General features: G+C 37.3%; 9 protein-coding genes. 1 reads left to right on the forward strand and 8 read right to left on the reverse strand.

Annotation, left to right across the window (positions count from 1 at the left end; genetic code table 11):
- Positions 1–240: 240 nt before the first annotated feature.
- The 8 genes from QM409_RS06420 to QM409_RS06455 form a co-directional block, all read right to left on the reverse strand.
- Positions 241–1290 carry a DUF389 domain-containing protein gene (locus QM409_RS06420; RefSeq protein WP_153198721.1) on the reverse strand — a complete coding sequence of 350 codons (1050 nt, stop codon included), beginning with the start codon at positions 1288–1290 and terminating at the stop codon, positions 241–243.
- Positions 1287–1610 carry a potassium channel family protein gene (locus QM409_RS06425; RefSeq protein ID WP_001253404.1) on the reverse strand — a complete coding sequence of 108 codons (324 nt, stop codon included), beginning with the start codon at positions 1608–1610 and terminating at the stop codon, positions 1287–1289. The genes QM409_RS06420 and QM409_RS06425 overlap by 4 nt, the downstream gene beginning before the upstream one ends.
- Before the next feature lie 13 nt (positions 1611–1623).
- The gene (locus QM409_RS06430; protein ID WP_000397556.1) at positions 1624–1965 is read right to left on the reverse strand and encodes a hypothetical protein; all 342 of its coding nucleotides are present in this window, start codon (positions 1963–1965) and stop codon (positions 1624–1626) included.
- Positions 1890–2192: a TMEM175 family protein gene (locus QM409_RS06435; protein ID WP_004240734.1), complete on the reverse strand. Its 303-nt coding sequence runs from the start codon at positions 2190–2192 to the stop codon at positions 1890–1892. The genes QM409_RS06430 and QM409_RS06435 overlap by 76 nt, the downstream gene beginning before the upstream one ends.
- Positions 2193–2909: 717 nt before the next feature.
- Positions 2910–3959 (reverse strand): DUF389 domain-containing protein, encoded by a 1050-nt coding sequence (locus QM409_RS06440; RefSeq protein ID WP_049502406.1) that lies wholly within the window; start codon positions 3957–3959, stop codon positions 2910–2912.
- 290 nt (positions 3960–4249) lie between these two features.
- Positions 4250–5761 carry an ATP-binding cassette domain-containing protein gene (locus QM409_RS06445; RefSeq protein ID WP_004242726.1) on the reverse strand — a complete coding sequence of 504 codons (1512 nt, stop codon included), beginning with the start codon at positions 5759–5761 and terminating at the stop codon, positions 4250–4252.
- A 435-nt stretch (positions 5762–6196) separates the two neighbouring features.
- Entirely contained in the window at positions 6197–7171 is a 975-nt protein-coding gene (locus QM409_RS06450; protein ID WP_414305308.1) for a sensor histidine kinase, read from the reverse strand.
- Positions 7164–7841, reverse strand: coding sequence for a response regulator transcription factor (locus QM409_RS06455; RefSeq protein WP_000548991.1), 678 nt, complete (start codon positions 7839–7841; stop codon positions 7164–7166). The genes QM409_RS06450 and QM409_RS06455 overlap by 8 nt, the downstream gene beginning before the upstream one ends.
- Positions 7842–7996: 155 nt before the next feature.
- Here QM409_RS06455 and QM409_RS06460 point away from each other — a divergent pair, with 155 nt between their 5' ends.
- Positions 7997–9070 (forward strand): DUF2974 domain-containing protein, encoded by a 1074-nt coding sequence (locus QM409_RS06460; RefSeq protein WP_414305307.1) that lies wholly within the window; start codon positions 7997–7999, stop codon positions 9068–9070.
- The last annotated feature ends 5 nt before the right edge of the window (positions 9071–9075 follow it).

Raw genomic sequence — 9075 nt, forward strand, 5'->3', positions numbered from 1 at the left:
ATAAAATCCTAGCTACCTAAAAAGCAACAACTATTTCAGCTGTTGCTTTTTATATTTTTACTCAATGAAAATCAAAAAGCAAACTAGGAAGCTAGCCGCAAGCTGTACTTGAGTACGGTAAGGCGACGCTGACGTGGTTTGAATTTGATTTTCGAAGAGTATTATTTAATCCGAGCTAGTAGTGATTGACCAAACCACCACACAAGATTTGCTTTCATGAGTTAGATATGGTCAATATCCTCAATCCTTGTCTGCTTCATTTTCTTTTACGAGATCTTTTTGTGAATCCTTTTCAGAGAGTTTTTGATCGATATACTTGTTAATGGTTTCATAAAATTCCTTGGTCGAATCACTGTCTAATTTTGTCGAATTATGAACTTGATTGACTTTCAATTGAACAGATTGAATACCGTAAGAGGCTTGTTTTTGGTGGAGCGTTTCTAATTCTTCTTCTGAAATCGGATCTCCAACAACCGTCAAGACCAACTCATTGTTTCTTGATTTGTAGACTTGATTAATGACCGTGTGATTGGCGAACTCTTTTCCTACAAACTGCTTGATTCCTTCTTTTCGCGCTTGATCTATCGTCAGAGTGACTGCTGAATAACTAGCCGGAAGAATCAATAATACAATCAAGGATATCAACCCAATTCTCATTTTAATGTTTAGCTCTTTAAATGAACTTAAGGGAGATTTTCTCATCATAATTCTTGTTCCAACAATGTTGATTAGCATGATAAAGACACAGTTGATCAAGAAAAGATAAAGAGCCCCAAATAAAAATCGTACATTTCCATTAGCTAAACCATAGCCTGCAGTACAGATAGGCGGCATCAAAGCTGTAGCAATGGCTACTCCTGGCACGATATTGTTTGCTTCTTTTTTCCTTGAACCGATCACACCAGCAATCCCACCAGCAATAGCAATGAGAACATCCCAAATGGTTGGAGAGGTTCGTGCGATCAACTCGCTACTTGCATAAGACAAGGGAGAAATCCAGAAATACAGAGTCGAGACAAGCAAACTGACCAACACTTGAGTCAATAAAACCTCTAGAGATTGCTTGATTAAACGCGTATCAAAAATAGCTAAACCGAATCCCAGTCCAACAATCGGTGTCATAAGAGGGGAAATCAGCATGGCTCCAATAATGACAGCCGTTGAATTCATATTTAGGCCGATAGAGGCAATAAAAATCGCACACATCAAAATCACTGTATCTCTTAATCGAACATGAAGATCATCATATAATTTCTCACGGTATTCCCGTGTTGAATAATTGGCAGTCATTTGTCCTCTCCTCTTTCCTTATTTAAATCGGTATAATAATTAATAATAACAGCTGATAAACAGCCAAAAAATATGAGCCCATAAATCGTCAAGAAGACACTGGTAATCCTTCCAATCAAGGTCACAGCTAGGAGATCCCCGTAGCCGACAGTCGTCGAAGTCACAAAAGCATACCAAAGACCGTCTCCGTAATTTGTGATAGCAGGTTCAACTAGGAAAAGCACGCCTCCTGACCCAAAAACAAAGGTCACAAAACTCAGAGCAAACCGAGTAAAACCCGTAACCTGTATAATATGCCATAACATTTTTAAACGTCTCATTTGTTCTCCTTATTCATACTAGCTCCTGACCGAGCCGTTTTTTCCAATAATCAAAGTGAAGATAGGACATGATCTCCATCAGAGAAAGATAGACAAACTGATAGATCTGATTTAAGCTGATTATCAACTGATATTGTTTGAAAAATGACTGGAAGAAAGACCAGATATGACTGTCTTGAATCAGTCCCTTCTTAACATCAGACAGGATATTAGCTAAAGCTCCCAAGGACTGAAACGGTAAATCCTTGACATTTATATAGATCCGGTCCACCACATCATTCAGACTGGTATCTTGGATGGCATGAAATTCTCCAAAGAGAACTCCTGCCGCTCCAAGAGTAGAAACAAATTCCACCAAATAATTTCTGAGGAAATTTTCTCAACCTTTTCCCATAATGTGTTTAGTGCCATCCATAACGATCCCAACCAGAAAAAGGAAAGAAAACAAGCAAAGAAATTTTGCCGTAAATCCCAAAAAGCTTCAAGACTTGGTGTTGTTGGTTTTTCTAACTCTAAAATCAAGATGGTCATAATAATTGCTAGAACAGCATCTGTCAATACAATTAATCTGTCTTTCTTCATCGGATTGCATCCCCTTTCTTTTTTGTAACATTCTATCTTATCGCATAATATTGGATATTCTTTCATAATCCGACTACAAACAAAAATAAACCAAAAAGTCTGTCCCTATTATGCTATATTTAACTCTAGAAGTATTCATCCATCTAATTAATAAGTATATCATATTTCACAATAAATGAATACTATCAAAGATTCATCCCCTTTCACTTCATCATTTAGTGTTGCTTAGATTTATCAAAAACAACCAAATTTGTATTAATTTCAAGTATCACCTAGTTACAAAAATTTGGGGTGAACAGAAAAAGCATCCCGTATTTTTGATACGAAATGCTTTCAATAAGTTTAAATAAGTTTTAACGTTTACTAAATTGTGATGCTTTACGAGCTTTTTTCAAGCCTGGTTTGGAAAGTATGAATTTCAGTTGGACTAAAAACAGCGTAATATCAAGACTTTTCTCCGCTTTTATAAAAGCGTTTTTCCAATCAAATTCAACTAATTTTATCTAAATGGTGTGGATTTTACCCCCAAAATTACAGAGAATGGAGCTGATAAACACTAAACGTTCACACCATTAGTTAAATGATTTTTTTCATCATTTTTCTTAGATGATAGAACTTCTAATTTATTTCTTATTCAAGCAAAAACAACCTGCTATAAGTAAGAAAGAGGAAGATACAAGAAAAACACGGCGTAAAAACCGATTCAGTTCATTGTCCTCAATCCTTGTCTGCTTCATTTTCTTTTACGAGATCGTTTTGTGAATCTTTTTCAGAGAGTTTTTGATCAATATACTTGTCAATGTTTTCATAAAATTCCTTGGTCGCTTCACTATCTAATGTTGGCGAGTTCTGAACTTGATTCACTTTCAATTGAACAGATTGAATACCGTAAGAGGCTTGTTTTTGGTGGAGTGTTTCTAATTCTTCTTCTGAAATCGGATCTCCAACAACCGTCAAGACTAATTCATTGCTACTTGACTTGTAGACTTGATTAATGACCGTATGATTGGCGAACTCATTTTCTACAAACTGTTTGATCCCTTCTTTTCGCGCTTGATCCATCGTCAGAGTGACTGCTGAATAGCTGGCTGGAAGGACCAATAATACAATCAAGGATATCAACCCAATTTTCATTTTAATGTTTAGCTCATTAAATGAACTTAAGGGAGATTTTCTCATAAAAATTCTTGTTCCAACAATGTTGATTAGCATGATAAAGACACAGTTGATCAAGAAAAGATAAAGAGCCCCAAATAAAAATCGTACATTTCCATTAGCTAAACCATATCCTGCAGTGCAGATAGGTGGCATCAGAGCTGTTGCAATGGCTACTCCTGGTACGATATTGTTTGCTTCTTTTTTCCTTGAACCAATGAAACCTGCTATCCCACCCGCGATAGCAATGAGAACATCCCAAATGGTTGGAGAGGTTCGTGCAATCAACTCGCTACTTGCATAAGATAAGGGAGAAATCCAGAAATACAAAGTCGAGACAAGCAAGCTGACCAATACTTGAGTAAATAAAACCTCTAAAGATTGCTTGATTAAACGCGTATCAAAAATAGCTAAACCAAATCCGAGTCCAACAATCGGTGTCATAAGAGGGGAAATCAGCATGGCTCCAATAATGACAGCTGTTGAATTCATATTTAAACCTATAGAGGCAATAAAAATCGCACACATCAAAATCACTGTATCTCTTAATCGAACATGAAGATCATCATATAATTTCTCACGATATTCACGTGTTGAATAATTTCCAGTCATTGGTTACTCCTTTTATTTCATATACTCTTGTTTCTGCTTAGATGGTGGCAGAGAGACTTCTTTTCAATTTTACATATTTTAATTCTCACCTGTCATTCTTTTGAAAATAATCCTTTAAATATCCATCAGTCCATCCTTGATATTATATCAAAAATTTTACAACCTTTCTCTGAAGAAATCTATCAATTGAACAGATAGAGGAAGCAAGAAATTTTTGTTTCCTTATCCGAAGAGGGAAAAACGGTATCAGAAGAACCTTGATACTATGCGTTTTATTCTTTATAATTTAGCTATTTCAAAATTACAAGTTCTCCATTCTTAATTTCCCAAACTTGGTCAAACTTACTTAATAATTCGTTTTGGCGATGTAAAGTAACAATGACGGCACTTGGTAGTTCCAGAACTCTTTCCAATTCCATTTTAAACTGATTAGTATCCAAAGCAGAGAAAGGTTCGTCTAGGATAAGCAATGGATTTTTACGATTTTTCTCACGATTTAAATACATTCGTTGTTGCTGACCACCTGACAGGGATTGTGGTGGAATTTTTTCAAAATCTTCTTCTCTGAATTTTTCATTGAAACTATTGAATAGCGTTACATTATTTTCATAACTTGAAATAAATGTATGTTCTTGTTGCAGAATCATACCGAATCTTCCCCAAAGATGGTCCAAAACAAGCCCATCTAGCACAATTTGTCCTTCAAAATCTTCATCTGTTCCATTTAAAATGTTGAGAAGACTACTTTTTCCAGACCCATTCTTACCAATAAGCGCAATTTTATCCCCTTTTTGAATCGTAGCGGAAGTAATTATCAATTTTGATTCTCCCAGTTGTTTGGAAATATTTTTCAAAGTAATCGTATCAAAAGAATGTTGAGGTGCTTGAACTGAAACGGGTCTCCCAACAATGTTTTGAAAACTCTTGATTACAGGTTTTACGGACTCTAACATTTGTAAATCATAAAGGATTTCCTGTATTGGTTCAGAAAAAGCATTAATATATCCGAAACTCGCCACCACCTCAGGAATACCGAGTTGCTGGTGAGATAGAGAGTAGGCTAAATAAATAAACAGAACAAGACTAATGAATTCAAAAGAAACACCTGTCAATAAGATGCCTGTAATTTTTGTCAAACCATACTTAAAATACTTATCCTGCAAATTCTTTAGAGAACTCTTTTGTTGATTCAAAAAATGCGACATAGTTAGTTTATTTACCAAATGATGTCCCATGAGCAAATCCTCCAAAGTTCGATAGTAATCTCCTTGTTTTTTCAAGTAAACCTGTCTACGATTAGCGGTCAACTTCCCAACGATTTTAGGAATTTGAATACTAATTCCAGTAGAAAAGATTAAAATCAGTGATACAATAGGATTAATTGTTCTGCTAATAATGAAAGCGTAAATGATGATACGTAAAATTTGTTTAATAAAACTCATCAATGGAGGAAGGTAATCCTTTTCCAACGAATCTAGGTCATTAGATTGATAGGAAATATACTCTGCTACTGTTTTCTGCTTGAAATCGTGGTGACTGAGTCCCAGAAGTGAACGAAACCACTCATTTTTCAAAGTAGTCGAAAAGATAATCCCCTGCTTCCAATCAAGTATCATTTGGATATAGTTACAACTCAAATAGCCAGCCACTGACATAGAGTAACCATATAGAGCTACTTGATAATCCCCTTTGATTAATGCCTGCGTGAAATACGGTAACAAAGCTGTGCAGATATTCGATACTACACCAAAAAGAAAATTAAAGAAGAGATACCATCTAATAGTTTTAAGATATGGTAGCATATACGATACTCCTTACTAATGCGTTTTTTTACATATCGCAGAACAATCTCTACTATTCCCTATTTCAGATAGTGCGATACTCGGACATTGAGTGCAATAATTGTAAATCACACAAGTACTGCAGTTTTTACTATCATTCAAAATAAAAAGAAAGCTGCAGTTCTTTTAATCCTGTATCAACGATTCATTCTGAAATCGAATAGGAGACATTTCCCAAGTCTACAATTCACTTCATCTCAAATTAATTTTTGTAATTCACCCTTAGTTTATAGATTTTATACTCAACAAAAGTATAAAGCATACAAAACTTCACTTTGAACCAGTATTTATACTATATTCCGTATTAAAAATTCTATTATTGATTTTGTAAAAAACAGTCTTCAAATATCCTGAAATATAGCAAAAAGAGATTGGGTAAAAACTCATTGTCTCTTCTCACTCAAGGACTAAGTTCACTTGAGCAAACTGAATCCGCACTGTCGTTCCTGTACCGACCTCAGACTCGATACGAATCTGGTGACCCAGTTCTTCAGAAATTTTCTTAGATAGATAAAGTCCAAGTCCAGATGACTGCTGGGTTAGACGTCCATTATATCCTGAGAAACCACGTTCAAAGACTCGGAGGACATCACTGTTTTTTATCCCGATTCCCGTATCCTTGATACAGAGTTCCTGGCCTTCCATATAAATCTCCAGACCACCTTCCTTGGTGTACTTGAGACTATTTGAGATAATTTGTTCAATGACCACTAGTAGCCACTTCTTATCCGTCACGATTTCTTTATCAAGGTCATGTAGATTGACATTTAAGCCTTTTTGAATAAAGAAAAGAGCATATTTACGAATTATTTCCTTGACCAAGTCCTCAATTTGAACCTGCTTTAAGACCAAATCATCATGAAAACTTTCTAAACGTAGGTACTGTAAAACTAGATTGGTATAGGAGTCAATCTTGAAAATTTCCTGTTCTAATTGCTGCTTTAATTGGCGGTCAGCTACTTCTGCAACTAAGAGTTGACTGGCTGCAATGGGGGTCTTAATCTGATGGACCCACAAGGTATAGTAATCCAGCAAATCCGTCAGTTTTCTTTCTGCGTCTGACCTCTGCTGATAGAGTTCCATCTCACGCGCTTCTAATTTTTCAGCCAAGGCTCTTTCCAATGGAGATTTGGCTTCCCTCTCCCCATAGAGAATTTCCTGGCGATAGACCTGCATTTCCACCAATATGTCCCAAGTGAAAAATAAGATGGTTACAAAGCAACACAGCAGGAAAAAGTAGAGAAAGTAAATTCCCAAACTGGCAAATAAAAACTGAAAGAGCAAAACCAGAAACGTCAAAGAAAGTAGATAGATAAAAAGACGACTACGGGAGCGCAGATAGGCTAGAAAAAATTGTTTCCAATCAAGCATGCTTCAGTCCGTACCCTATCCCTTTCTTGGTCTCGATAAATCCTACCAAGCCCTGCTCTTCCAACTTTTTACGCAATCGAGCCACATTAACAGAGAGCGTATTATCATCAATGAAAAAGTCACTGTTCCAAAGTTCCCGCATCAGGTCATCACGTGCTACGATATTGCCCGCATGCTCAAACAAAACTCGTAAAATCTGGAATTCATTCTTGGTCAAATTCAAGACTTGCCCTTGATAATGTAAATCCATGGATTTGGTATTGAGGATAACACCAGCGTATTCCAGTAAACTCTCGTCACGCCCAAACTCATAGGAACGGCGCAACAAGCCCTGAACCTTGGCTAAAAGAACCTGCTGGTCAAAAGGTTTGGTCACAAAGTCATCCGCCCCCATGTTGATTGCCATGACAATATCCATAGCCTGGTCTCTCGAAGACAGAAACATGATAGGTACCTTGGAAATCTTGCGAATTTCCTGACACCAGTGATAGCCATTAAACAAGGGCAATCCAATATCCATGAGGACCAGATGAGGCTCCGACTGGACAAAAAGACTCAAAACTTCCATAAAGTCTTCTACCAGAACCACTTCAAATCCCCATTCAGAGAGCATTTTCCCGACCTGTTGACGAATGACCTGATCATCTTCTACTAATAAAATCTTGTGCATGCGCTTCTCCTTTTCTATTATTATAACAGATTTTTCCATGCTAGAAGGCCTGAAACTGAATTTGAAAGGGCTTGTTTTTATCCAGTACAAACAGGCAATGCTACTAGCTAATTTGAGGGAAATTTGATAAGATAAATAAAAAGAAAGGAGCTCTTATGGCCAATATTTTTGATTATCTGAAAGATGTCGCATACGATTCTTATTACGACCTTCCTTTAAATGAGTTAGACATTCTATCCTTAACAGAAACTACCTACCTCTCCTTTGATAATCTAGTCTCCACAAGTCCTCAGCGACTTTTAGACCTGGCTCCTCAGGTTCCAAGAGAGCCTAACATGTTGACCAGCAAAAATCGCCTCCAGCTATTAGATGAACTAGCTCAACACAAGCGCTTCAAAAATTGCAAACTCTCCCATTTTATCAATGACATTGACCCTGAACTGCAAAAGCAATTTGCGGCTATGACCTACCGCCTCAATCTCGATACCTATCTGATTGTCTTTCGTGGGACTGATGACAGTATCATTGGCTGGAAGGAAGATTTCCACCTGACCTATATGAAGGAAATTCCTGCTCAAAAGCACGCCCTTCGCTATTTAAAGAACTTTTTTGCCCACCATCCTAAGCAAAAGGTCATTCTGGCTGGGCATTCCAAGGGAGGAAATTTAGCCATCTATGCTGCTAGCCAAATTGAGCAAAGCTTGCAAGATCAAATCACAGCAGTTTATACTTTTGATGCGCCTGGTCTCCACAAAGAACTGACACAAACTGAGGGCTATCAAGGGATAATGGATAGAACCAAGGTCTTCATCCCTCAAGGCTCCATTATCGGTATGATGATGGAAATCCCTAACCAGCAAATCATCGTGCACAGTACTGCCTTAGGTGGTATCGCCCAACACGATACCTTTAGTTGGCAGATTGAGGACAAGCACTTCGTTCAACTGGATAAGACCAACAGTGATAGCCAACAAGTCGACACAACCTTCAAAGAATGGGTAGCGACAGTCCCTGACGAAGAACTCCAGCTCTACTTTGACCTTTTCTTTGGCACCATTCTAGATGCTGGGATTAGCTCCATCAATGACCTGTCTTCCTTAAAGGCGCTTGAACACATTCATCATCTCTTTGTCCAAGCGCAATCCCTCACCCAAGAAGAAAGGGAAACCATGGGACGCCTCACCCAGTTATTGATTGATACCCGTTACCAAGCATGGAAAAGTAGATAATCCAC

The sequence above is a fragment of the Streptococcus mitis genome (assembly GCF_047465045.1).
Classification (GTDB): Bacteria; Bacillota; Bacilli; order Lactobacillales; family Streptococcaceae; genus Streptococcus; species Streptococcus mitis_DT.

Excerpts from the sequence above, each read along its gene's own strand:
- QM409_RS06420 (WP_153198721.1), bottom strand. The coding sequence starts at position 1,290 with ATGACTGCCAATTATTCAACACGGGAATACCGTGAGAAATTATATGAT.
- QM409_RS06425 (WP_001253404.1), bottom strand. The coding sequence starts at position 1,610 with ATGAGACGTTTAAAAATGTTATGGCATATTATACAGGTTACGGGTTTT.
- QM409_RS06435 (WP_004240734.1), bottom strand. The coding sequence starts at position 2,192 with ATGAAGAAAGACAGATTAATTGTATTGACAGATGCTGTTCTAGCAATT.
- QM409_RS06440 (WP_049502406.1), bottom strand. The coding sequence starts at position 3,959 with ATGACTGGAAATTATTCAACACGTGAATATCGTGAGAAATTATATGAT.
- QM409_RS06445 (WP_004242726.1), bottom strand. The coding sequence starts at position 5,761 with ATGCTACCATATCTTAAAACTATTAGATGGTATCTCTTCTTTAATTTT.
- QM409_RS06450 (WP_414305308.1), bottom strand. The coding sequence starts at position 7,171 with ATGCTTGATTGGAAACAATTTTTTCTAGCCTATCTGCGCTCCCGTAGT.
- QM409_RS06455 (WP_000548991.1), bottom strand. The coding sequence starts at position 7,841 with ATGCACAAGATTTTATTAGTAGAAGATGATCAGGTCATTCGTCAACAG.
- QM409_RS06460 (WP_414305307.1), top strand. The coding sequence starts at position 7,997 with ATGGCCAATATTTTTGATTATCTGAAAGATGTCGCATACGATTCTTAT.